Origin of the sequence: Chryseobacterium sp. Leaf201 (assembly GCF_001421435.1) — a bacterium.
GTDB lineage: Bacteria > Bacteroidota > Bacteroidia > Flavobacteriales > Weeksellaceae > Chryseobacterium.
The window spans coordinates 106,298-130,090 of record NZ_LMKA01000068.1 but is presented as its reverse complement, the minus strand read 5'-3'; the positions used below and the strand labels follow the sequence as shown (position 1 = coordinate 130,090).

General features: G+C 40.4%; 19 protein-coding genes. 3 read left to right on the top strand and 16 right to left on the bottom strand.

Translation table 11 applies throughout. From position 1 onward, the window contains the following. Positions 1-8 precede the first annotated feature (8 nt). The 4 genes from ASE55_RS09525 to ASE55_RS09510 form a co-directional block, all read right to left on the bottom strand. Complete coding sequence (locus tag ASE55_RS09525) at positions 9-722, bottom strand: NDP-sugar synthase (protein ID WP_056218414.1); 714 nt, start codon at positions 720-722, stop codon at positions 9-11. A gap of 99 nt (positions 723-821) precedes the next feature. Continuing rightward, the gene (locus tag ASE55_RS09520) at positions 822-1,232 is read right to left on the bottom strand and encodes an RNase adapter RapZ (RefSeq protein ID WP_056218411.1); all 411 of its coding nucleotides are present in this window, start codon (positions 1,230-1,232) and stop codon (positions 822-824) included. A 64-nt stretch (positions 1,233-1,296) separates the two neighbouring features. After that, on the bottom strand, positions 1,297-1,701 hold the full coding sequence (locus ASE55_RS09515) for a GxxExxY protein (protein ID WP_056218408.1): 405 nt from the start codon (positions 1,699-1,701) through the stop codon (positions 1,297-1,299). Positions 1,702-1,734: 33 nt separating this feature from the next. Further along, entirely contained in the window at positions 1,735-2,754 is a 1,020-nt protein-coding gene (locus ASE55_RS09510; protein ID WP_056218406.1) for an aminoglycoside phosphotransferase family protein, read from the bottom strand. A 48-nt stretch (positions 2,755-2,802) separates the two neighbouring features. On the opposite strand from ASE55_RS09510, the gene xrtF reads away from it, so the two are divergent. From xrtF to ASE55_RS09495, 3 genes are all read left to right on the top strand, one after another. Beyond that, positions 2,803-3,333: an exosortase family protein XrtF gene (gene xrtF / locus ASE55_RS09505; RefSeq protein ID WP_056218403.1), complete on the top strand. Its 531-nt coding sequence runs from the start codon at positions 2,803-2,805 to the stop codon at positions 3,331-3,333. Next, on the top strand, positions 3,320-3,751 hold the full coding sequence (locus ASE55_RS09500; protein WP_056218402.1) for an exosortase F system-associated membrane protein: 432 nt from the start codon (positions 3,320-3,322) through the stop codon (positions 3,749-3,751). Before xrtF ends, ASE55_RS09500 begins: the two co-directional genes overlap by 14 nt. 473 nt (positions 3,752-4,224) lie before the next feature. Further along, the gene (locus ASE55_RS09495) at positions 4,225-5,037 is read left to right on the top strand and encodes a GLPGLI family protein (RefSeq protein WP_056218398.1); all 813 of its coding nucleotides are present in this window, start codon (positions 4,225-4,227) and stop codon (positions 5,035-5,037) included. 357 nt (positions 5,038-5,394) lie between these two features. Here ASE55_RS09495 and ASE55_RS09490 read toward each other — a convergent pair whose 3' ends face one another. From ASE55_RS09490 to ASE55_RS09435, 12 genes are all read right to left on the bottom strand, one after another. Further along, positions 5,395-6,393 (bottom strand): cation diffusion facilitator family transporter, encoded by a 999-nt coding sequence (locus tag ASE55_RS09490; RefSeq protein WP_056218395.1) that lies wholly within the window; start codon positions 6,391-6,393, stop codon positions 5,395-5,397. A gap of 55 nt (positions 6,394-6,448) precedes the next feature. Then, positions 6,449-7,441 carry an aspartate-semialdehyde dehydrogenase gene (locus ASE55_RS09485; RefSeq protein ID WP_056218392.1) on the bottom strand — a complete coding sequence of 331 codons (993 nt, stop codon included), beginning with the start codon at positions 7,439-7,441 and terminating at the stop codon, positions 6,449-6,451. Positions 7,442-7,471: 30 nt separating this feature from the next. Further along, positions 7,472-7,909, bottom strand: coding sequence for a hypothetical protein (locus ASE55_RS09480; RefSeq protein WP_056218391.1), 438 nt, complete (start codon positions 7,907-7,909; stop codon positions 7,472-7,474). A 90-nt stretch (positions 7,910-7,999) separates the two neighbouring features. Beyond that, on the bottom strand, positions 8,000-10,714 hold the full coding sequence (locus tag ASE55_RS09475; RefSeq protein WP_056218388.1) for a TonB-dependent receptor: 2,715 nt from the start codon (positions 10,712-10,714) through the stop codon (positions 8,000-8,002). Positions 10,715-10,923: 209 nt separating this feature from the next. Beyond that, positions 10,924-11,784 (bottom strand): carboxylating nicotinate-nucleotide diphosphorylase, encoded by an 861-nt coding sequence (nadC, locus tag ASE55_RS09470; RefSeq protein WP_056218386.1) that lies wholly within the window; start codon positions 11,782-11,784, stop codon positions 10,924-10,926. Positions 11,785-11,795: 11 nt separating this feature from the next. Continuing rightward, on the bottom strand, positions 11,796-13,367 hold the full coding sequence (nadB, locus tag ASE55_RS09465; protein WP_056218384.1) for an L-aspartate oxidase: 1,572 nt from the start codon (positions 13,365-13,367) through the stop codon (positions 11,796-11,798). Positions 13,368-13,396: 29 nt separating this feature from the next. Next, positions 13,397-14,023, bottom strand: a complete 627-nt coding sequence (locus tag ASE55_RS09460) for an NAD(P)H-dependent oxidoreductase (protein ID WP_056218381.1) — start codon at positions 14,021-14,023, stop codon at positions 13,397-13,399. A 134-nt stretch (positions 14,024-14,157) separates the two neighbouring features. Further along, the gene (locus ASE55_RS09455; RefSeq protein ID WP_056218378.1) at positions 14,158-16,419 is read right to left on the bottom strand and encodes a T9SS type B sorting domain-containing protein; all 2,262 of its coding nucleotides are present in this window, start codon (positions 16,417-16,419) and stop codon (positions 14,158-14,160) included. Positions 16,420-16,590: 171 nt separating this feature from the next. Beyond that, positions 16,591-18,843 (bottom strand): T9SS type B sorting domain-containing protein, encoded by a 2,253-nt coding sequence (locus ASE55_RS09450; RefSeq protein ID WP_056218375.1) that lies wholly within the window; start codon positions 18,841-18,843, stop codon positions 16,591-16,593. Between the two features lie 160 nt (positions 18,844-19,003). Next, positions 19,004-19,480 carry a ribonuclease HI gene (gene rnhA, locus ASE55_RS09445; protein WP_056218372.1) on the bottom strand — a complete coding sequence of 159 codons (477 nt, stop codon included), beginning with the start codon at positions 19,478-19,480 and terminating at the stop codon, positions 19,004-19,006. 148 nt (positions 19,481-19,628) lie between these two features. Continuing rightward, entirely contained in the window at positions 19,629-21,218 is a 1,590-nt protein-coding gene (gene dnaB, locus ASE55_RS09440; protein WP_056218369.1) for a replicative DNA helicase, read from the bottom strand. A 129-nt stretch (positions 21,219-21,347) separates the two neighbouring features. Continuing rightward, a complete protein-coding gene (locus ASE55_RS09435) occupies positions 21,348-23,720 on the bottom strand; it encodes a T9SS type B sorting domain-containing protein (RefSeq protein WP_056218366.1) in 2,373 nt (790 codons plus the stop codon). Between the last annotated feature and the right edge of the window lie 73 nt (positions 23,721-23,793).

The following is a 23,793-nucleotide window of genomic DNA, read 5'->3' as shown; positions in this document are numbered from 1 at the left end:
TGTAAAAATTATTTAAAATATTGCTCGGCTTTTATGATGGATTCCGGCTTTCCTACATCAATAAAAATACTGTCGTGCACAAAACCGTGGATAAGTTCGGTATGCATCAGGTCCAGATATTCTTCCATGACAGAAAAGTTGCCCGTCCTTTTTATCTTATCAAAAATAACAGGGTTTATACAGTGGATTCCACTGAAAGCTAACGGTTTAAAACCTTTGTTGAATTCTGCAAGCCTCTGTTCCCCTGTCTGTACATTCAGCCAGCCTCTTAAAACCAGATCATCATTGAAAAGGAGTTTTCTCGAACTTTCACGGTCCGAAACGGCTAATGTAGCGAAATCTTTTATCTTTTTATGATAATTAACCAGGTCTGTGATATTAAGATCCGTTAAAATATCAGCATTCAGGATCAGAAAATCTTCCCCGTGATCCAGGAATCTTCTGGCAAAAACCAGGCCGCCACCGGTCTCCAGCAGCTCTTCAGATTCATCTGAAATTTCTATCCGGCACCCAAAATTATTATTATGCTTTAAGAATTCTGTAATCTGGTTTCCGAAGTGGTGGATATTAATTACAAAATCTGTAATCCCGAAACTCTTCAGGTATTTGATATTCCTTTCCAGAAGCGGTACGTCATTCACCTTAGCCAGTGCTTTAGGATGATGATCGGTAAAAGGTTTCAGCCGGGTTCCTTTTCCTGCTGCGAAAATAAGCGCCTTCATATAGTATGGGTGGTAAGTAATTAATTGGTGATGTGTAATAATGTACAGACAATAAAATAATTAACGAAGTTAAAAATATTACGTATTGCCTGTTACTTATTACTTATGATTAAGTTGATGCTGTTCGTCATGGTGAAGGCTGATTTCCACCCGGTCACCGTATTTTTCCTCAATGAAGTGCGTGATTTTGATTGCGGAATAGACCGATCTGTGCTGGCCGCCCGTACATCCGAAATTGATCTGCAGGTTTTCAAACCCTCTTTCCAGGTAGTTATCGATATTGATAGAAACCAGGCTTTTTATAAGCTCTAAAAATTTAGGCATATCGGTTCTGGTTTCCAGATATTCCTGGACCCCGATATCATTTCCGGTCTGGATCTTATATTCTTCCACTCTTCCAGGGTTTAAAATTCCGCGGCAGTCAAAGGTAAATCCGCCTCCGTTCCCGGTGTCGTCTTTTGGAATTCCTCCTTTCTTGTATGAAAAACTGTGTATGTCGATGTGTAGCATATTCTGTTGTTTTTATTTTGAACCGTTGAGGTTTATTTAAGTTTTAAGAGTATAAATCAAAATCTTAGTCCGGAAGTTCTTTAAAATATTCATTAATAAAAGGTTTTAAAGACTTTGTGATATTATTTGTGAAAAAATTGATCAATAAACCTTGAGGCTTTTTCAAAACTTTCATGTAAGTTAATAATTGAGCTTCATGAATAGGGAGTACTTCTTCAACTGCTTTTAGCTCTATTATAATACAATTGTTTACAAGTAAATCAACAACTAATTTCGTTTCTATTTCAACGCCTTCATAATTTATTGGAAAATAAAGCTGCTGTTTTACATCATAACCATTTTTAATTAGTTCTATTTTTAAGCATTCTTCGTATATGCTTTCAAGCAGACCGGGACCAAGCACTTTATGGACTTTGATTGCAAAGCCTGTAATTACATAAGATAATTGTGTAACTTCTTTCTTGGTCATAAATCTTAATATTCTTAACAGCTTAAAATAATCTTAATGGTTCAGAATTACTTCAATTTTTAATTTTGTTTTCTCCAGATTTAACTGTTGAATGATCCCTGTCAGTTCAGGATAATCTTTCATATTTTCCCATGTCCGGATAAATTCTGTAATATTTTCAATCCCTTTTTCAATGCTTGCCAGGAAATGCTGTTTTTTCTGAACAAGGCCTCTGAAACCGTAAGCGCCCAACACCTGTAAGAACCGCATCATTTTAACCGGATCCACCGAATTTCTTAGTTGATGCTGAATTTCCTCCTGATCAAACTGTTTTATGTAAAATTCCAGCATTTCATTTTTAAAGGCTTCAGGAAAGTTGGCTTTCGCCTGAAAAAGAAAAGAAACCACATCATACATCAGCGGGCCTTTCATGGCCGACTGATAATCGATAAAGGAAACTTCATTTTGTTCATTCACCATGATATTTCTGGCTTGAAAATCACGGATCATGATTCCTTTTGGTTTGAGGTTTTCGATAAGGCTGACAATTTCTTTGAATTCTTTCAGTAAAGCAGACTTATGGTATTCAAGTTCCAGTACATCGGCTATAAAATTTTTGAAGTAATACAGATCGTGGGTTACCGGGAGCTCATCATAGCTTTCATACTCAAACGTTTTGCTGAAATCTATTTTATTTTCCGTTGAAGCCTGAAGCTGATACAGTTTTTCCAGTGTCTGCTTCACCAGGGACTTTACATGAACAGACAGGCCTTCTCTTTCAATGACTTCCGAAAGCGTGTGCGCTCCTAAAAATTCCTGAATGTACATTTTCCGGTCGTCGGAGATGGATATAATTCCGGGGGTGTTGAGGTGTAAATCTGAGAAAATTCCGGAATAATATAAAAAACTTTCATTCTCCTGAAGATTCTCATTGTAGGTAATAATGTATTTTTTGCCATCGGCTGCAGCCAGAAAATTAACCCTTGCAGAGCCGCTTTGCGCTAAGGTAATGCATTCAGAGGTTTCTGTACCGGTAGAGCATTCAAAAAATCGTTTGGCGTTTTCAGCATTCATAGACGAAACAAATATACTAATTTACGCTGTAATCTTTATCTTTGCCATATGTTAAAGGATTTCAAACCTGTTTTAGGTATTTTGCTGCGTTTTATCATCATTTATGTGGTGCTGCTTCTGGCATATCAGTTTTACCTGAACCGTTTTCAGCATGAGGGACTGGATCCTTTTTCAAGAACGATTGCTGCGCAGGTGATGGATATTCAGAATTATTTGGGATATCCTACCCAGCTGTATGATGATGTAAAAGGGGAACAGGTCTATTTTTATATGAACAAAGAATATCCTACCCGGCTGGTAGAAGGTTGTAATGCCGTTTCGGTTATGATCCTTTTTGTTGCTTTTGTTTTTGCTTTTTATAAAGGAAAAAAAACGTTCGCTTTTGTACTGGCCGGGCTTATTTTGCTGTATGTGATGAATGTACTGAGAATTATCGGGCTTAATATCGTAGTGATAGATTATAAATCTTACAGTAAAGTTTCCCACGATTATGTTTTCCCGGCTGTTATTTATGGAACCGTAGTGGTTCTCTGGCTGGTATGGATTAAATTTTTTGCCTTAAAAAATGAGAATTCTTAGCTGGTTTCTGGTCATCGCCGGAGTTTTCGGACTCATTGGGGTAAGGGCACTTGAATACAGGATCTTCTATGATCCTTTCCTCAGCTACTTTCATGAAGCAGATAAAAATATGCCTTTTCCGCATTTTGAATGGGGCAAATTAATCGCCGGCCATCTGTTCAGGTTTGTCCTGAATTTATTTTTCTCCTGCTTGATCCTTCATTTCTGGTTTAAAAATAAACAATGGACCATTCAAGGTGCCGTATTAATGCTGATTATCTTTGCCATCACTTTACCCATTTACCTGTACTGTATCTATGACCGTTTCGATACCGGTTACCTTTTTTCCTTTTACATGCGGAGGTTTGTCATCCAGCCTTTGATCTTACTGCTGATTATTCCGATGTTTTATTACCGGAAAAAAATAATGCAGAAATAATGAATAAATCAAAAAGAAAAGAAATATTTTCTTAAAAAATAAAGTGGTTATTTAATTTTTTTTTATTTTAAGGAGTATCTGTTTAATTATTTGAATAATAAATGGTTATGTTGATTAAATATTAAATTAACTGACAAAATTTATTGTATTATCTTTATAATGTTGTTTGTTTAAAATATTTAGGTTTGTTACGTTAACAATCTAAACTTTGTTTATGAAACATTTAAAAAACTTTCCAGAGAAAGCATTAGGGTTATTGCAGGAAGCAAACTTCAGTCTGATTATGGAGTAGGCTGTGAAGATGCCTGTAAACCAGGGAACGGTGTTTGCGAGCAGTATGGCCTCAGCTGTAGCATGTGTGTGACAACAGGACCAGACGGTAGTATTACGACAGCTTGCCTGAAATGACTGTAAAAGATAACTGATGTCATGTATCAGTTATTTAAGTAAAAATATTTATTAAAATTTGTAAAATGAAAAAACTCATCTTCGGGTTATTAATATGGATAAGTAACGTACTGTATGGTCAGAATATAACCTGTTTATATGAACTTAAATTCAGGCCGAATCAAAATAAAGACAGTTTGGTGTCCAATACCTTTTACTTAGATATTTATGGGAAACAGTCTATATTCAGATCGGAATTAGAAAGAAAATCAGATTCACTAATAGAGAAATCAGGTTTAGGATTAGGACGGAATATGTTTTTTATTACAGATTTGTTTGTGAAAAAAAATTTAGAAACCGGAGACGTTCAAAAAATAATTATTACTTCGACAATGAGAAGCAGATTTTTTATATCTATTGATGACAAACTGGATTGGAAAATTGTAAATGAGAAACAAAAGATTGGTGATCTGTATTGTCAGAAGGCAGAAGTAGACTACGGCGGAAGGCATTGGACAGCTTGGTTTGCAGAGTCTGTAGATCTACATGAAGGACCTTATATCTTCAACGGACTACCCGGATTAATTGTTAAAATCTCAGATGCACAATTGGATTATGATTTTAACTTAATGCAATTGAGAAACGTAATAAAAAGTGATTTCTTTATTCCCCGCACCGGACAAAAAATAAGTTGGCAGGATTTTCAAAAAATCATGCAGAATTATTATGATGATCCCTTTTATGAACTGAAGAGCAGTGGAATGAAATATGTAATAGGCGACGATAAAGGAAATGTTTCTACCTTAAGTCCTAAAACAATAGTAAAGAAATTTCAAACAAATTTCAAAGATTACGGTAATAATATTCTGGAAACCGATAAAGCATTAATGCTTAAATAAAACCGATATAAGTATTGCTTATGCCTAAGATTTTACGCTTGTAATTAACGTAATCTCAAATTATTAATTATTTTGCCAAGGTTTTAATAAGATCTTCGAACTTATTTTTTAAGCTATTTTCCTGTCTGACAGATTAAAAAACAAGTATTCCTGCTCAATCATAGAAAGTACTGTTTGAAATATGAAAAGTCTTTTCCTCTTTAAATAATTCCTTAATTTCAACAGCAAAAATATCTGCTAACTTTGGAATATATTGGGATTTCGTATCAAACATTTGATTTTCCCAATTGGCATAGGTTGCTCTGTCGACATTCAGCTGATCTGCAATTTCCTTTAAACCAATGTAACATTTTTTTGTTACTCTGCCGTATGCTTATCCCAGTAGGTAACATTTTCCGGTGTCCAGATCACTTTTTTTACAAAATCCTGTTCGCGGACGGGGCAGTCTGAAATCCTGCAGATCGCACAGGAAATCGGCTTACAGTCATCCATGTGGAAATTAAACTCGACACTCCTGTTGATGTTTTTTGCCAGAAGAAGGATCATCTTTTCCATTTCATTGTGTGCATCGCGGAGGCTGTAATACCAGGGAAGGGTAATATGGGCATCAATATGCAGGGAAGCACCGAACTGCTGGATTTTCATGTTATGGACGTCAATCCATTCGGTTCTCCTGTTTTCTTCCAGGATTTTGATGATCTGGTCTAAAAGGTCGCGGTCCTGTTCATCCATAATCCCGCTCAGTGATTTGCGGACGATTTTATAGCCTACAAATATGATATATACCCCAAAGATCAGTGCGACTACAGAATCCAGCCAATAGATTTTAGTGAAATAAACAACAATAAGGCTGATTACCACTCCAAGTGTGGTCACGGTATCCGACTGAAGGTGTTTTCCGGATGAAATGAGCACCAGCGAATTTTCCTGTTCCCCTTTTCTTATGGAAATATACCCTAAAAAGTAATTGATAACTGCTGTGGCGGCAATAATGGCGATCCCCCAGTCGAGCTGGCTTAAAACTTTTCCCACTACAAGGCTGTTGATGCCTTCATAGATGATCATAATGCCGGCAATGGCAATCAGGGCACCTTCGATACCGGACGTTACAAACTCTACTTTTCCGTGGCCGTACGGATGGTCTTTATCTTTAGGCTTTGCAGCCAGATATAGGGAATACAGCCCCATAAAGGCACTGATGACATTAACGATGCTTTCCATTGCATCGGAAAATACCGCATCAGAATCGGTCATTTTCCAGGCGATGATCTTTCCGACAAAGAGGATCATCCCGAATGCGGCAATCAGTTTCTGAAAGCCTATTTTATCTTTTTTATGAGTTTCCTGCCTGTTCATAAGGTTTGATAAAAAAAAGAATCTCAATGCTGAGACTCTTTTTATTTTTGTTAGTTTAGACTAAGTTGTTTGCTACCAGGTATTCTGCAATCTGTACCGCGTTGGTTGCGGCGCCTTTCCGCAGATTGTCAGCCACAATCCAGAGATTCAGGGTCTTGGGCTGTGAGAGGTCCCGCCTGATCCTTCCGACGAATACTTCATCTTTTCCTTCGGAATACAGCGGCATCGGGTATTCATTATTTTTTACATTGTCCATCACCACGACACCCGGAGTTTCAGATAGGATTTTTCTTACCTCATCAAGGTCGAATTCATTTTCAAATTCAATGTTTACACTTTCCGAGTGGCCTCCCTGCACAGGAACCCTTACTGCAGTGGCGGTCAGATTGAATGTATCGTCACCTAAGATCTTCTTAGGTTCCTTCATCAGTTTAATCTCTTCTTTCGTGTAATCATCGTCAGCAAAAACATCACAGTGCGGAAGTGCATTTTTAAAAATCTGGTAAGGATACACTTTGGAAACGGAATCGTCTCCGGTGATTTCTGCGTTCAGCTGGTCTACTGCCGCCTTACCGGTTCCTGTTACAGACTGGTAAGTAGAGACAATCACTCTTTTAAGGTCATATTTTTTGTTTAACGGCCCCAATACCATAACCAACTGAATGGTAGAGCAGTTCGGGTTGGCAATGATCTTATCTTCTTTGGTTAAAACATCGGCATTGATCTCGGGAACCACCAGTTTTTTATCAGGATCCATTCTCCAGGCTGAAGAATTGTCGATTACAGTGGTGCCTGCTTCTGCAAAAAGCGGCGCGAACTCCAGTGAAGCTGATCCACCTGCAGAAAAGATGGCAATATCAGGTTTGGCAGCTATAGCGTCTTTCATGCTTACAATGGTAAATTCTTCCTGTTTATACTTCACCTTTTTACCTACGGATTTCTCGGAGGCTACGGGAATCAGTTCTGTGACAGGGAAGTTTCTTTCTTCCAGAATTTTAAGCATAACCTGGCCAACCATTCCTGTTGAACCTACTACAGCTACTTTCATTGATAATTAAAATTGTTTATGTTAATATATTTATGCCCCGAAGACTCTGGTCCAAGGGAAAGCATATGCGAATAAACTGACAGCAATCAGTCCCATAATCACTACCGTTAAAGAAAGGGTAGGGTTGACTTTTACTTTTTTGTAAACTACAGTCATCAGGATTGCAGCAATCAGCATAGAAAACGGATGTTCCACATACTGGAACCTTGAATATGAGTCACTCATCAGTGTTCCGGAAGACAGGGCTGCTTTTACGCCCGGCGATACCAGCAGTAAAACAATACCGGCCAGAAACTGAACATGGAAGAAGATCATGGTGAAAAGGGTAATCTTTTTCAGGAACTTATTTATTTTTCCGCTGAACCCGAACATGGTTGTTAAAAGGGCAATAACAAATAAGGTCACCAAAAGAATTTCCAAATATCCGATTCCTTTATGTGCATTCAGTAAAATCTTGTAAAAATCCATAATCTATTTTCTTTTTTTCTAATACGCAAATATAACAAAAATCCCGGCGAAAAGCCGGGATGGATATGTAATAAAATCTAATGTTTTTTATTAGAAGTTGAAAGATAATGTTGCAGACCATGTTCTTCCGAATCCGAAATAAACCTGGTTTTGCTGGTTGATACCATTCCAGTTACCTGCTGCCTGATAGAGTGCATAATCAGTATCAATCTGAGCAGGGGTACGAGTAGGGTTTAGAGCAGCATATTCTGTTTTAGAAGAAACATCAGCATGGATATTTGTATTAGATTCTGCAATATATGTTTTATCTAACAAGTTATAAACATTACCTCTAAGCGTAAAGAATTGACTAGGGTTTTTTAGTTTAACTTTAAAAGTAACTCCCAAATCTACCAAACCGAATGACGGTAATAGTAATGAACCTCTGTTTTGTGAAACTTCATTGCTGAAGTTTAGCACATTTAAGTTTGCATATAAATCTTTAACACCTCTGTATGTTGCATCGAAAGAGAACCATTCAGTTGGTCTAAAATTGAATCCTCCGGCTAATGTTGTCTGAGCTGTACCTCCAACTTTTACACCGTCTAAGAAAAGTTTTTGAGAGTCTGAACCGATTTGCTCATTATTCTCTGTAAAAATATTCCCTTCTGCATCTCCTTCATAATGGTAATCGTTTAATGAAACCATACCAAATACTTCCAGCATTTTATGAGGTTTAGCAGTCAGTTCTAACTCAACACCCTGGTGAATTTCTGTAATTCCCTGAATGTTTGAATAAGCCTGGTTAGTAGTAATGGTTGACCCTGGATTTGTAGGATCTGGATAGTTCTGTGTAAGACCGCCTCTTCTTTGGAACCTGTCTGCCCAAGATGTTCTGTAAACATTAAGATTTGCATTTACGAACGTAGAACGGAAACCATAACCTGCTTCAATGCCGAATATTTTTTCGTTTGTTAAATTAGGGTTCAAGTAGTTTTTGTTGTTTGGATATACTGCGTTCAGGAACGGCTGCTTAGAATAATAACCAATGTTTGCATATACATTATGATTATCATTGATGTTATAGTTAGCACCTGCTTTTACATTATAACCTAAGATATCTTTAAAGCCAGTTTTAGTATTTAATGCTGGGTTAGAAGCTGTAGGCTGTACAATTGGGCTATTGGTAGCAGAAGTGTTTCTGTAACCTGCCTGCTGTCCGTTCAATAAAGAAACTCCGTCAATAATGAAATGGTCAATTCTTTGGAATGACTGGTTAGAAAGTGCTCCTGAAACGAAAGCTGAAAGCTTGTCATTAGAATATTCAATTTGACCAAATCCTCCGTACCATAGTACTTCACCGTCGTTATCATACCCGATTTTATCTTCGCTGTTGTTCAGCTTGCCCCCGAAAGGATTTCCTGTTGGCCTTGGAGAGAATACATTAGAGACAACTCTTGGCGTAACTGTATAGATATTATTCGGGGCAGTAAAGAAATTTTTATTAGTATTGTCTTTATATCCGGAAGCTCCGTAAAGATCTGATACTATCTGATAATGGTATCCGTAATAATATCTGTTATCTGTACCGATTGTAAAGTTGATATTGTCGTTGATCTTGTGATTAAAGCTGATGATTGCACCAAACCAGTTATGAGAGTTGATTGATGATCTTCTTACCAATGTACTTTGTGCTGCTGTAGCAGGAGCATTTACGTTTACGGCAGCATTTCCTGCGAAAATAGCATCATAATCAATCTGACCTTCCGGAGTTACAAAACCTGTAACACCTGCGGTATTATTTCCTACACCTGTACGGATCCTACCTATATCTCCCGTACCGCCACCTCTACCAAAAGATGCATATACTACAGAGTTTAATTTGGATTTCTCACTCATATTCCAGTCCCAGTTAAGAGACAGAACAGGCTTATGATAATAGTTTACCCTATTTGATAACTGCTCACCATCTCTGAAGCCCCAATCTGCATTGTATCTTCTGTTAGGAGTTCCGTCGTTATCTTTATTATATCGGATATAATTTTGAATTGTTGAAGAGGTTGTTCTCTGGTTGTGCCATTGAGGAGCTCCGGTAATAGTAAACTGGAAATCATGTTTCTTATTTGGCTGGTAACCAACAGCAAGATAATAGTTGTATCCTTCGAAATCTGTACCGTTAGCATACATGGCACCAGCCGTTCTTCCCATAAGGAAAGATGATGACCATCCTGAAGCAGATTTACCGGTATTGTAAGAAAATACAGTCTTTAAAAAGCCTTCATTACCTACACCTAAAGATACTTTTCCTCCTTGTCTTTTATCTGCAGCTCTGGTAATATAATTCATTGTGCCTCCAACAGATGCAATTGCTAATTTTGAAGATCCTAAACCTCTTTGTACCTGCATGGCAGAGGTTACATCAGACAGACCAGACCAGTTAGACCAGTATACTGCACCCGTTTCCATATCATTTACAGGAACACCATTTACCATTACTGCAATGTTTTCCTGAGCAAAACCACGAATGTTGATTTTAGAATCTCCAAAACCTCCTCCGGATTTTGTAGCATACACTGATGGAGTAGTATTAAGAATCTCAGGAAGTTCTTGGTTACCGATTCTTTCCTGAATCTGTGCTTCTTTAATTGTAGAAACCGCAACAGGAGTTTTTCTGTCTTTAGCGATATCAGCAACTCCAGCAATTACAACTTGTTCGATATCCCTTGATCTTGTATCAGCAGTATCCTGAACCTGTTGTGCGTAATAAACACTAGCTGTGGATAAGGTAATTATCGCAGTTAGCATTGATTTGTTGATTAATTTCATAATCGTTAGTAATAGTTAGATTAAATTTTCTGCAAAATTGAGGAAATAAATTTTAACTAATATTAACTTTATGTTAATTTTTAAAGAATCTTAATAAGGTTCAATAAATTGATTTACAATGCATTGAATAATATTTAAGATTTCATATGAAAAAAATCACATTATTGATTTTTTAACAAAAACACTTTATTTTTATTGAAAATCTAACGTTATTTAACGGCCTTAAGGCTTAAATCCATATTATGGGCAGAATGCGTTAGTGCCCCTGCAGATATGTAGGTAACGCCTGTAGAAGCAATTGCTTTCAGGTGTTCGCGGGTAACTCCTCCGGAAGCTTCGGTTTCACATGAACCGTTGATCATCTTTACGGCCTTTACCATAGTCGGGATATCCATATTGTCCAGCATGATCCTGTCTACCTTTGCCTTCATCGCTTCTTCCACTTCCTCCAGGTTCCGGGTTTCCACTTCTATTTTCAGCTTCTTTTTATTTTTTTTGATATAATCTTTAGCCATTTTCACGGCATTGGTAATGCTTCCGTTGTAATCAATATGGTTGTCTTTCAGCATGATCATGTCATAAAGCCCGTAACGGTGATTGGTTCCGCCTCCGATGGCCACTGCCCATTTTTCACAGACCCTGAAATTAGGCGTGGTCTTTCTGGTATCTAAAAGCTTGGTTTTGGTTCCTATCAGTCTTGAATCCCAGTCATGGGTAAGGGTGGCAATTCCGCTCATCCGCTGCATGCAGTTCAGTACCAGCCTTTCTGTGGAAAGGATAGACCTCGCGCTTCCGGTTACGGTAAAAGCAATGTCTCCGACCTTCACTGCGTCACCGTCTTTTACGAAAGTTTCAACATTCAGGTTTTTGTCAAATGTTTTAAAAATAATTTCAGCCAGTTCTAACCCGGCCAGAATACAGTCCTGTTTTACCAGAAGCTTTGCGCTCTGTTCAAGATCTTTAGGAATGGTGGAAAGGGTAGAGTGGTCGCCATCCTGAATGTCTTCTTCCAAAGCATTTTTGATGAACTGTTTTAAAACTTTATCGGTTACGTATGCCGGTCTTTTCATATTGTATGCTTTTAAACTAAATCTTTATTGTAAAATGCACCCTTGTTTTCTGTCATTTCCATAGACTGGATAATGATGAGGTGGGCAACGGTTGTTAGGTTCCTCAATTCCGATAACTGCGGGGAAAGGATTGAGTAGTGGTAAATTTCATCCACGGCAGCAGCAATTTCCTGATGCTTCTGTAAAGCCATATTCAGACGGCGGTTGCTTCTTACAATTCCCACCAGGTCACTCATCATTTCCTGCAGCTGCTTTCTCAGATAAGAAATGATTACCATTTCATCCATGATCTTCATACCCTCTTCGTTCCATTCCGGCACGGCTTTCAGGTCATCAAAGTTGAAGTTGTTCTCATGTAAGAGAGCCACGGTTTTCATTGCAGCATTGTGTCCGAAAACCAGGCCTTCCAATAATGAATTTGAAGCCAGTCGGTTAGCTCCGTGAAGTCCGGAATTGGTACACTCTCCAACGGCAAAAAGATTTCTTATGGAAGACTGTCCGTCCCTATCCACTTCAATGCCGCCCATCAGATAATGGCAGGCCGGAACCACCGGGATCAGCTGTTTGAAGGGGTCAATCCCTTCATCCCTGCATTTCCTGTAGATATTCGGAAAATGTTCAAGGAATCTTTCCTGATCCATTTCTTTACAGTCCAGCCCTACATATTCGTCACCGGTCACTTTCATTTCCGCATCAATTGCTCTTGCTACAATGTCGCGGGAGGCCAGTTCTTCGCGCTCATCATATTTATGCATGAATTTTTCGCCTTTTTTTGTTCTCAGCTTGGCGCCGTCCCCGCGTACAGCTTCAGAAATCAAGAACAGCATTCCGTCTATCTTGCTGTACAGTGCAGTAGGATGGAACTGGTAATACTGCATGTTGGAAACCTTTCCTTTTGCTCTTGCCACGAAAGCGATGCCGTCTCCGGTTGCAATGGTAGGGTTGGTGGTATTTTTATAGACATGGCCTGCTCCGCCTGTGGCCACCATTGTTATTTTGGAAGTAATCTTTTTGATTTTTTTAGATTTTTCATCTAAAATATAGGCACCGTAGCAATGGATGTCTCCTTCGTTGAGCTCTTTCCCCGGAACATGGTGCTGGGTAATAATATCGATCACATAATGATGGTCCAGGATCTCAATATTTTCACTTTTATTGGCTGTTTCCAGCAACGCTCTTTCAATTTCAAAACCGGTGATGTCTTTATGGTGGACAATCCTGTTTTCAGTATGTCCGCCTTCTCTTCCCAAAGCGAATTCTCCGTTTTTCATATCGAAGTTAGCACCCCATTCCACAATTTCATTAAACCTGGCCGGAGCTTCCTTTACCACCATTTCCACCACGTCGCGTTTGCTTTCACCGTCTCCGGCACGCATCGTGTCTTCAATATGTTTGTTGAAATGATCGTTTTTAGAATCTGTAACTACCGCAAGCCCGCCCTGTGCATATTTGGTATTGCTTTCATCTTCATCAGACTTGGTTACGATAATTATTTTGGCATCCGGAAACTGCTCAGAAATTTTTATGGCGTAGGAAAGTCCCGAAATCCCGGAACCGATTACTAATACATCCGCTTTTATCATTATGCTTGCTTTAGGTACAAACGTCTAAATTAAATAAATTTAAACAATTTTTCGTCTGGTTTTCTTACTTTTTTCAGGTGCTGGAAATGATCTTCCTCCGAACGGTAGCCTAAAGCCAGCGTAACAGTTGCTTTTTCAACTTCAGGATTGATTTCTAAGATTTCTTCAATAACATCCTGGCGGAATCCTTCCATCGGGCAGGTGTCTACATTTTCAATGGCGGCGGCATACATCAGGTTAGCGAGAACGATATACGACTGTTTTTCTGCCCAGTTGAAAATATCGTCGCGGTTCTTCTGAATGTGCTGATCAATGCTGTTTCTGAAAGGGTCTAAATTTTCCAGCGGCATTTCCCTTACTTCCGAGATATGCCTGAAGTATCCGTTGAGATACTGCTCTTCCACTGTTTTTTTTGAAACAATAACAATCAGATGGGAACAGGTGGAAATCTGTGACGGGTTGTAAAAGGCCGGAATCAGCTTCTGCTTCATCGCTTCACTTTCCACAACCAGAATTTTGTAAGGCTGAAGACCCAGAGAGCTTGCAGATAATTTTCCTGACTCAAGAATGTTATAAAGGACTTCCTGAGGAACGGTTTCCTGATTAAATTTCTTTACGGAATATCTTCTGCTTAACGCTTCTAAATAATTCTTCATATCACAAATTTAAGAATAGAATACGAATTAAATAAGGTTAAAGCGAAATATCTTACGCTAAATTAACATGAAAAAAAGGATCACTCCAGATTATTGGAGTGATCCTTTTAAGTATGTGGAATGGTTATTTATATTTAATCCCTGTTTTTAACAAGTACCCAGCCGGAATATGTGAACGGGGTATTTTTCTTGTCATTTTCATTCCATGAAACAGAATACCAGTAGCTTCCTGTTGGGATTTTTCTTCCGCCTACTGTACCGTCCCAACGGTATTTATTGGATTTGTCGGCTTCATGGATTTTAGCTCCGTACCGGTCGAAAACATTGAATATTAAATTCTTTTTGCCGGCCAGTGCAGAATAGTCAATCGCATCATTTACTCCGTCTCCGTTCGGCGTGATCACGTTGATCAGGTTCGGAACTACGATGGTAATGGTAATCGGGTCGCAGTTATAGGCATCTTTGATGTAAATCTGGCTGTCTCCTCTCGGTACATTTTTAAATTCATTGGAAGTCTGCCAGTGAATTCCGTCGATGGAATATTGGTAAGGGGCAGTGCCTCCGTTAGCATACACCGTAACAGTTGTATTTGAAATATCTACACTGGTAATCACAGGCTGCTCGGAAGGATATACGGTCACGACTTGTTTTACCACACAGTCTCCTGTTTTAAGCTCTACCCAATATGTCCCGACGGTTACATTGGTAATTGCCTGAGTGGTTGCACCCGTACTCCATTTGTAAGCGATAAACCCGGGACCGGCATCCAGTGTTGTCGTGTCTTCCATACAGATAATTTTATCCTCCAGAATTTTAGAGAAAGCCTGCGGGATTACAATTAACGTGACTTTAGCAACGGCATAACATCCGTTTGCATTGGTAACTTTAACGTATGCTACTCCATTTGGAGAGATATATGCAGTTGGTGTCAGGATCTGGTTGGTTCCGTTCTGTGCATCGGTTAAAGAAGGATAATATGTTTTTGTACCGGTCTGTAAGGTAACTAAAGCGATGGTAAGGTCAAACTGACCTGTAGAAGGCTTGGTCTCAATTGCACAGGATCTTAAAGTGGCGTCCTGTACCACTACAACCGGGAATATAGACAGTGTAATCTGTGCAGCATCCGTACAGCCCTGCGGAGTGGTTACCTGAGCATAAACTGTTGTAGCCGGCGAAAAGAACGCTGAAGGATTGGTAATCGGATTGATCTGATTATTAAGATCAGACATGGTATTATAAAATATTGATGTACTTCCGGGAACTGATGACAGTGCCGCTGCTGTAAGATCGAAAACAGCCCCTCCTGCATTATTGTTGTTGCAGCCGTTGATTGTTACGTCGTTTGCTGAAAAAGGCGTGGGCGTCAGTACAATGGTTCCGTCACCGTTATCGCAGAGCGTGGATGAAGGATCCTGTACAACTACGGTAACCGTAGTGGTTCCGGCAGGATACTGGTAGCTGGCAGGATTGGTAATCGGTGTTCCGCCCGGTCCGAAATAAGTGAAAATATAGTTTGCCGGGTTTGTGACAAACTGGTTCTGGAAGGACGTTAAATTTACGGTTCCGTTTCCTGTAGCCGGGTTTACGCAGACACTCGGGGTGATGGTATTGGTAAGAATAGGAACTTTATCAATATAAATTTTGGCATTTTTTATGGAATGCCTTGCACTTGCACCTCCTGTTGCTGCAGAAAACCCGAAATATCCTGTAGTCATTCCTACAGCTCCTCCGGAAGCGGTAAATGGCTGGTCTACCAATAAAACGCCATCCATCTGAATTTTTATGTTCCAGATATTGGGATTTACAGGATCCATTTCGCCGTTTACGATCACGTGTTTATAGGTCGCCCCAACAAACGGCTGTGTTGGATTGAGATCCGCCGTGTGAAATGTACTTCCTGCAGTTGTGTTGTATTCGATATTGTTGTTTCCTACAGGTAGGTTGTTGGTTCCGTACAGGACATGGATTTTACTCATCTGGCCTTCTGTGGAATTATTGAAAATGTCAAAACCTACCATCAGTCCGTTGGCATTGGCAGGGATACCCAAACCGCCTCCGCTCGTAAATCCTGTAGGTGGGTTGCTCAGGTACCAGAAGGTAAATCCGTCACCCCGGCCGAAAGCCGTAGTTCCGTTTCCGTCAATTCTGAAATCAAATTCCACTTTCCATTTATCACAATATTTAAGGTTGATGGGTGTTGATAATTTTACCACGCCAAACTGGCTCCCGATATCCTGTGTAAGCTGTATAAAATCTCCGCTTACAGAAGCATTGGAGACAAGATCCCATCCGGTTGTATTTACAGGGCTTCCGGTAAGCTGATACGTCTGTGCAGAAAATTTTCCGGTGAGACAAATGAAAATGATAAGAAAATAAGACAGTATTAGTTTTTTCATTTGAGCGAATTGCTTAAGTTATTAATATTTTAAATTGGTTTACGGTATGTATTTACGCTCATGATAAAATTTCCGACAGAATGTTTATCATCTGAGCAGTTGACCATATAATATTTTTACAGAAATAAAAAAGACCACTCTCACATGGAGAGTGATCTTTTCTTGTAATTCTTATTCTATGTTTTTTACCAGTATCCAGCCGTTATAAACAGTCTGGGTATTGTTTTTGTCATTTTCATTCCAGCTGATGGTATACCAGTAAGTTCCTGTCATTACCTTTTTACCGCCGGCTGTTCCGTTCCATTTGTAGTTTCTCAGTTTGTCGGCTTCATAAAGCTTGTTTCCGTATCTGTCATAGATAACGAAAACCAGATTTTTCTTGTAAGCCAGAGCAGTGTAATCAATTACGTCATTTATGTTGTCCCCGTTAGGCGTAATCACATTGATGAGATTCGGAACGGTAACCTGAACACTAATCGGCGAACAGTTATACGCATCTTTTACATATACTACGGCTTCACCTCTCGGAAGGCCTGTAAATATATTGGAATCCTGCCAGTTTACGCCGTCCAGAGAATACTGGTAAGGAGTTTTTCCTCCGTTTACATTGACGGTAATTGTGGTATTGGTAATATCAATCCCTGTAATTACGGGCTGAGGTGACGGAATAACCTTCACCAGCTGTGTTGATGTACATCTTCCCGATTTCAGCTGAACCCAGTACTGCCCCGGAGAAACATTCTGGATCGCCTGGGTAGTATCGCCTGTGCTCCACAGGTAAGTATCAAATCCAGGACCTGCGTCAAGCGTGGTTTTTGCATCGATACAGATGATTTTATCTTTCAGGACAGAAGAATATACCGGAGGCAGGACTTTAAGGGTTATTTTGGCAACAACGAAACAGGTTGCCACATTGGTAATTCTTACATATACTGTTGATGAGGTTGAAATATAGGCAAGAGAATTTGAGATCACATTTGTTCCGGCTACAGCATCAGCTAAGTTGGTGTGGTATGTTTTGGTAATGCCTGAAGCATTTGTCACGTTAGCTTGTGTCAGGTTGAAAGAAGCGGTAGTAGGCGCACTTTCAATAAAGCAGGACTCAATAGTGGTATCATTATACACAATAGGAGGGAAAAATGCCAGGGTAATGACAGCAGATCCTACACATCCTTGCGGAGTGGTTACTTTTACATATACGGTTCCGGCTGCAGAAACGTAAGCATTAGGGTTGGTAATCGGGTTAGTCCCTGCATTGAGATCAGCCATGGTCTTGTAATAGATTTTGGTTGATCCCGGCGGTTCATTCACATTGGCAAGCGTAAGGTTATACGTTGCTGTTCCTGCATTGTTGTTGTTACATTCGGTAAGTGTAGCGGGAGTTGCGGTAAACGGAGAAAGGGATAAAATAATCTTCGCATCCGGATTATCGCACAATACGCCGGCGTTATCTTTAATTAAAACAGAAACCGTTGTATTCCCGGTAAACTGATAATTGGCAGGATTGGCAATCGGTGTTCCTGCTACGCTGTATGAGAACGTATAGTTTGCAGGGTTGGCCACAAACTGGTTCTGGTAACTTGTCAGGTTAACGGTCCCCTGGCCGGTTGAAGGATTCGGGCAGAAACTCGCCGAAACCGAAGGCTGGGTGATGGAAACCTTATCTGTGTAAATTTTGGCATTTTTGATCGAATGTCTCGCACTTGCCGCCCCCGTAGATGCTGAAAAGCCGAAATATCCCTGGGTCATCCCAACCGCGCCTCCGGATGGGGCGAAAGACTGGTTAACCACTACAACACCGTCTATTTTTATATTGATGATCCAGTTGTTCACATTGGCAGGATCTACCTGTCCCAATACTTCCACATGCTTGTAGGTAGCCCCGACAAATGGCTGGGTGGTATTGAGATCCGCAGTATGGAATGTACTTCCTGCTGTATTGTTGAATTCGATATTGGATCCCGCAGTATTATTCGTCCCGTACAGTACGTGCACTTTGCTCATCTGGCCTTCGGTACTGTTGTTGAAGATGTCAAAACCTACCATAAGCCCTGTTGAATTGGCAGGAATCCCCAAACCGCCTCCCTGAGTATAGGATGCAGGAGGGTTGGCAAGATACCAGAAGGCAAAACCGTCACCGCGGCCGTAAGACGTGGTTCCGTTTCCGTCTATCCTGAAATCGAATTCCACTCTCCATTTATCACAGAATTTAAGATTGATGGGAGCGTTTAATTTGATACCGCCTACCTGAGAGGTCTGATCTGCCGTAAGCTGTACGAAGTCACCACTAACCGCTGCTGACGGAACAACATCCCACCCGGCTGTGTTGACAGGGTTCCCTGTCAGCTGGTAGGTCTGGGCAGAAATTTTTCCGAAAAAGCAGCATAGAAAGAGGATAAAATAAGTCAGTAGCTTTTTATTCATATATTGTGGTACTTAATTATCAGCCAAAGATATTAAATCCCAACCAAATTATAAGTATTCAATATTAATTTTACTGAATTTGATGGTTATTTTACAATAAATGATAAGCTAAAATAAGAAATGATGAAAACTTTTAATCGGAATTTATTTTCATTATAAATTAGAAAAGGGAGTTATTCTCAAGACTTTCAAAATAGGTGTCAATTTCTAAATTGCCTGATGCAGCAGCACTTACGGCTAGTTTGTCACACAGCTCATTTTCAAAATGCCCTGCATGGCCTTTAATCCAGTGCATCTTTGGCTGGTGCAGATTATACAGTACTGCAAACCTCTGCCATAGATCCGGATTTTTAACATTTTTCCACCGTCTTTTGATCCATCCGGCCAGCCAGTTCTGGTTGATGGCATCCGAAACATATTTGCTGTCTGTATACACATGGATATCATTATCAGGAGATTTCAGCTTTTCCAGCGCGGTGATCACAGCCAGAAGTTCCATCCTGTTGTTGGTAGTTTTACGGAAACCTTTTGAAAATGTTTTCTGATAATTTTTTTCGGGAACGCGCATGAGAATTCCATATCCGCCTTTTCCCGGGTTTCCGCTGCAGGCTCCGTCGGTGTATATTTCTATTCTCAAATCAGGTGTATTGAATATAAACTTTTATGACAAAAGAATGATCATAAAGTTTGATGGTTAATTATAAATTTTATTTCAGATTTCCCTTAGTAATACTCTCCCTGAAGATATGTTTCAGCTTCTCTGAACTTTTTTTTCAGGAGATTGATTAAAACGGAAAATCATCATCGTCATCAAAATCGTTCATCGAAGATCCTGATACCTGTGATTTATTCGGCAGGTCAAACGCGGCACCGGGCTGGATGGTTGTTTTTATTTTGTCAAATCCGCTTGGCTCGCCACCTCCGAAACTGGAAGGGTAGCCTCCGGCACCTCCGTCAAATGCAGCTTCCACATCGCCGAATCTTGCGAAGTGTTTAAGGAAAGAGAGCCTAACATCGGCTGTTGCCCCGTTCCTGTGTTTTGCAATAATCAGCTCCGCCTGGTTTTCGGTTGAGGTTTCCTGTCCTTCTTCGTCATTGTCCCAAACGGTAATTTTATAATATTCCGGCCTGAAGATGAAAGATACGATATCCGCATCCTGCTCAATCGCTCCGGATTCCCTCAGATCGGAAAGCTGAGGCCTTTTTCCCGGACGGGTTTCCACACTTCTGGAAAGCTGGGACAGTGCAATAACCGGAACGTTAAGTTCTTTTGCAATGGCCTTTAATGAACGGGAGATCATGGAAATTTCCTGCTCACGGTTTCCGGCTCCTTTTCCGCCGCCGCCTGCGGTCATCAGCTGAAGGTAATCGACCATGATGATCCTTACCCCATGCTGCATAACAAGCCTCCGGCATTTTGCACGGAAATCAAAAATCGACAGGGAAGGGGTTTCATCAATATATAAAGGAGCATTTTCCAGTTCGGAGACGTTGGAGAACAGCCTTTGCCATTCTTCATCATCCAGTGTTCCTTTTCTTAGTTTTTCCGAAGAAATTCTTGTTTCGGAAGCAATCATCCTGGTGATCAGCTGTACCGAAGCCATCTCCAGGGAGAATAAAGCCATCGGGATTTTGTGCCCTACCGCAATATTCCTTGCCATTGAAAGAAGGAATGCCGTTTTACCCATTGCCGGACGTGCCGCAATAATGATAAGGTCGGAATTCTGCCAGCCTCCGGTTTCTTTATCCACATCACGGAATCCTGAAGGTACTCCGGAAAGCCCTTCTTTGTCTTTCAGGGATTTGATGGTTTCAATCGCCTGTTTTACCAGTGAATTGGCCGTATCGAATCCTTTTTTAATCGTTCCGTTGGTAATTTCAAAAAATGACTGTTCCGCCTTGTCCAGAAGTTCAAAAACATCTGTTGATTCTTTATAGGAGGCATCAATAACGTTGGCCGAAACATTAATCAGGCTTCTTAGGATATATTTTTCAAGAATCACGCGCACATGGTATTCAATGTGAGCGGATGAGCTTACGCCCATGGTCAGGTCAATAAGGTAATGGTCTCCGCCTGCCTGGCTCAGTCTGTCTTCTTTTTTCAGTGCCTGGATTATGGTCATCAGGTCAACCGGCTGGTTGCCTTCGTATAATTTTAAAATCGTTGAAAAAATGATGCCGTGTCTGGGATCATAAAAGACATCCGGCGTTAATAAATCTATAGATTCGTCAAGACCTTTTTTATCAATCAGAAAAGTACCGATAACCAGTCTTTCAAATTCTAATGCATTGGGAGGGAGTTTTCCGTCAGCAATTGAAAGCTCTTTTGCAAAGTTTCCGTTCGTTAATGAAGATAGAGTTTCTTTCTGCGCCATAATGATGCAAAGATAGTTTTTTTGGAAATCAAAATACTAAAAAATTAGCCCTGATATGGCCCAGGTACCACAAAGTGCCAATAAAAAATCACCTCAAAACTGAGGTGATTTTTAAGTATCTGAAAATTATTATTGTATGTTTTTAACCAGTATCCATCCGCTGTATTTTGTCGGCGTACTGCTCTTATCGTTCTCATTCCATGTGATGGTGTACCAGTAGGTCCCGGTAACGATTTTTTTACCGTTTGATGTACCGTCCCATTTGTAGTCTCTCATTTTATCAGCGGTATACATCATATTGCCATAGCGGTCGTAAATCTTTAAGACTAAATTCTTCTTATAAGCCAGCGCGGAATAATCAATATAATCATTCACATTGTCTCCGTTCGGTGTGATGGCATTGATCAGATTCGGAACTGTAACCTGGACATCAATAGGGCTACAGTCGTAGGCATCTTTTACATATACTTTGTTTTCTCCTCTCGGAAGGCCTGTAAATACATTGGAATCCTGCCATGTTACTCCGTCCAGGGAGTATTTGTAAGGCGGCTTTCCTCCGTTTACCGTTACCGTGAAAGAATCATTGGTGATTTCAATGTTGGTAATCACGGGCTGTACAGAGGCGTTAACCTTCACTTCCTGTAAAGTCCAGCATTTTCCTGTTTTCAGTTTTACCCAGTAGGCACCTGCCGTCACATTTGAAATAGACTGGGTGGTGGCTCCCGTGCTCCATTCATAACCGTCAAATCCGGGTCCTGCATCTAAAGTAGTTGTATCTTCAATACAGATGATTTTGTCGGTCAGGACGTTTGATTTTACCGGAGGCAAAACTTTTAACGTGATTTTAGCAATCGCAAAACAGCTGTCTGCATTTATTACTTTTACATAGACCACGGTATTTGTTGAGATATATGCCGCTGGGTTCAGGATTTCGTTGGTTCCTGCCAGCAGATCAGCCTGTGTGGCGAAATATTTCTTCGTAATACCGGTTTGTGACGTAATATTGGCCTGGGTAAGATCAAAAGAAGCTGTGATCACATTAGAATCAATAAAACATGATTCGATAGTGGCATCCTTTACCACAACGGTCGGGTAAAACTGCAAGGCAATTTCCGACTGTCCCGTACATCCCTGCGGTGTAGATACTTTTACATACACTGTTTTCGGTGCTGCAGAAGTATAGGTCGCCGGATTAGCGATTTCGTTGGTTCCTGCAGTCAGGTCCGCCAGGGTAGGATAATATTTTTTGGTAACACCTCCCGGAGGATATACGTCTGCTGCAGTCAGGTCAAAAACACCCGTACCTGCATTATTATTGTTACAGGTTTTAATGGCAACATTTACTGCCGGTAAAGGCGGGAAAAACTGCAGGGCGATCTGCGCTGTCCCTACACATCCCTGGCTCGTGGTTATCTTTACGAAAACTGTTTTCGGAGCTGCGGAAGGGTAGGCTGCCGAATTGGTAATTTCATTGGTTCCTGCATTCAGGTCTGCAAGGGTAGGATAATATTTTTTTGTTGAGCCCGGGGTTGCTGTATATACATTGGCCGTTGTCAGGTTAAAAATACCTGAACCTGCATTGTTGATGTTACAGCTGGTGAGCGTGGCGTTCATCGTTGTGATGTTTCCCGGCTTGAATTTAAACGGCCCGATCTGCGTACAGCTGTTGATCGGATTCGCCGGATTGGTCGGATCCTGATAATGGATGCTGTAATAATAAATATCTGTACCGTTTATCGTTATAGGTGCGGTGATGGGGTTTGCCCCGGTAAGCGCATCATTGGAGGTATAATGGTAAGTAACCTGAAAGTTAAGATTCCCGTTAACAATTCCCGGAGTCAGCGTGCTGAAATCAAAAGTTGTAGGAAGCTGGCACTGCAGGATCTCATTGGGTGATCCCGGTGTTGTTCCCGGCGTTCCCGGCGGTACAAAAGGGTTAGGCGTAAGGTTTGGATCCGTAAACGGAGAAGCCAGTGTGGCTGTCCCTCCCCAATTCAGTGAGAACCCGGTGGTATTGCTGGAAAAATTATCTACGATTAAATAATAGGTTTCGCCGGGCAAAACGTCCATGTATTTTACGAAACGGTCAGAAGGATTTCCTAAATTATCGGTACCTGCACCTTCTGAAGTATCAAGAGAGGTCATGTTGAGTCCTGTAGGACCTCCGCCTCCGGAAAATGAACATCTTACCGGTAAGCCAAGGCTTCCGCACTGTACGTTAGGCCCGTAAACAGCCCAGTCGTAATCTGTACTGGCAGAATTAGGATTAGGTGTGATCACAAATGTTAGCGTCCCTCCGGTAGCAATGGTAAACTTATACCAAACGGAAAAATGCTCTGTTGACAGGCATCCTCCCAAAGGGCTTTCCTGTACTGTACCGAAACCACTTGGAGTATATGACTGACCTGAATTCCCACATACTGCAATTGCCGTGGCACAGTCTGATTGTGAGAGCAACAATTGTGAGAAAAATAAAATAGTCAGCAGTAATAACTTCTTCATTGGAAATGATTTTTTTATTAAATAGTATTATACTTATTTATGTGAAAAAAACCGCCTGGAAAAAGCGGTTTTC

What these genes read in the sequence shown, in the direction of transcription:
- ASE55_RS09525 (WP_056218414.1), bottom strand. Translation starts at nt 722, where the DNA reads ATGAAGGCGCTTATTTTCGCAGCAGGAAAAGGAACCCGGCTGAAACCT.
- ASE55_RS09520 (WP_056218411.1), bottom strand. Translation starts at nt 1,232, where the DNA reads ATGCTACACATCGACATACACAGTTTTTCATACAAGAAAGGAGGAATT.
- ASE55_RS09515 (WP_056218408.1), bottom strand. Translation starts at nt 1,701, where the DNA reads ATGACCAAGAAAGAAGTTACACAATTATCTTATGTAATTACAGGCTTT.
- ASE55_RS09510 (WP_056218406.1), bottom strand. Translation starts at nt 2,754, where the DNA reads ATGAATGCTGAAAACGCCAAACGATTTTTTGAATGCTCTACCGGTACA.
- xrtF (WP_056218403.1), top strand. Translation starts at nt 2,803, where the DNA reads ATGTTAAAGGATTTCAAACCTGTTTTAGGTATTTTGCTGCGTTTTATC.
- ASE55_RS09500 (WP_056218402.1), top strand. Translation starts at nt 3,320, where the DNA reads ATGAGAATTCTTAGCTGGTTTCTGGTCATCGCCGGAGTTTTCGGACTC.
- ASE55_RS09495 (WP_056218398.1), top strand. Translation starts at nt 4,225, where the DNA reads ATGAAAAAACTCATCTTCGGGTTATTAATATGGATAAGTAACGTACTG.
- ASE55_RS09490 (WP_056218395.1), bottom strand. Translation starts at nt 6,393, where the DNA reads ATGAACAGGCAGGAAACTCATAAAAAAGATAAAATAGGCTTTCAGAAA.
- ASE55_RS09485 (WP_056218392.1), bottom strand. Translation starts at nt 7,441, where the DNA reads ATGAAAGTAGCTGTAGTAGGTTCAACAGGAATGGTTGGCCAGGTTATG.
- ASE55_RS09480 (WP_056218391.1), bottom strand. Translation starts at nt 7,909, where the DNA reads ATGGATTTTTACAAGATTTTACTGAATGCACATAAAGGAATCGGATAT.
- ASE55_RS09475 (WP_056218388.1), bottom strand. Translation starts at nt 10,714, where the DNA reads ATGAAATTAATCAACAAATCAATGCTAACTGCGATAATTACCTTATCC.
- nadC (WP_056218386.1), bottom strand. Translation starts at nt 11,784, where the DNA reads ATGAAAAGACCGGCATACGTAACCGATAAAGTTTTAAAACAGTTCATC.
- nadB (WP_056218384.1), bottom strand. Translation starts at nt 13,367, where the DNA reads ATGATAAAAGCGGATGTATTAGTAATCGGTTCCGGGATTTCGGGACTT.
- ASE55_RS09460 (WP_056218381.1), bottom strand. Translation starts at nt 14,023, where the DNA reads ATGAAGAATTATTTAGAAGCGTTAAGCAGAAGATATTCCGTAAAGAAA.
- ASE55_RS09455 (WP_056218378.1), bottom strand. Translation starts at nt 16,419, where the DNA reads ATGAAAAAACTAATACTGTCTTATTTTCTTATCATTTTCATTTGTCTC.
- ASE55_RS09450 (WP_056218375.1), bottom strand. Translation starts at nt 18,843, where the DNA reads ATGAATAAAAAGCTACTGACTTATTTTATCCTCTTTCTATGCTGCTTT.
- dnaB (WP_056218369.1), bottom strand. Translation starts at nt 21,218, where the DNA reads ATGGCGCAGAAAGAAACTCTATCTTCATTAACGAACGGAAACTTTGCA.
- ASE55_RS09435 (WP_056218366.1), bottom strand. Translation starts at nt 23,720, where the DNA reads ATGAAGAAGTTATTACTGCTGACTATTTTATTTTTCTCACAATTGTTG.